At 42.1% G+C, this 503-nt stretch carries 1 protein-coding gene; it reads left to right on the top strand.

Features of this window, described 5'->3' with window-relative positions; genetic code table 11:
• Positions 1-503: hypothetical protein (locus Hs20B_RS09620; RefSeq protein ID WP_191088443.1), on the top strand; the 503-nt coding region annotated here is incomplete at both ends.

Here is a 503-nt window from a genome sequence, read left to right as displayed (position 1 = left end):
GAAGACTCAGACTCATCTGAAGATAGCGACTCAACAGAAGACTCAGACTCAAGCGAAGATAGCGATTCAACTGAGGATTCAGACTCATCTGAAGACAGTGATTCAACAGAAGATTCAGATTCAACAGCGGATAGCGAATCAGCAACTGCGCTAGATTCAACAGAAGATTCAGATTCAACAGAAGACTCAGATTCCTCAGAAGACAGTGACTCCTCAGAAGATTCAGATTCCTCAGAAGATAGCGATTCCTCAGAAGACTCAGATTCAGACGAAGATAGCGATTCAACAGAAGATTCAGATTCAACAGAAGATAGCGATTCCTCAGAAGACTCAGATTCATCTGAAGACAGCGATTCCTCAGAAGATTCAGATTCCTCAGAAGATAGCGATTCAACAGAAGATTCAGATTCAACAGAAGATAGCGATTCCTCAGAAGACTCAGATTCATCTGAAGACAGCGATTCCTCAGAAGATTCAGATTCAACAGAAGATAGCGACTCAAC

This window comes from Pseudolactococcus insecticola (genome assembly GCF_011170065.1).
Taxonomy (GTDB): Bacteria; Bacillota; Bacilli; order Lactobacillales; family Streptococcaceae; genus Pseudolactococcus; species Pseudolactococcus insecticola.
The sequence above is the reverse complement of the archived record's forward strand: the minus strand, read 5'-3'. Positions and strand labels throughout refer to the sequence as shown.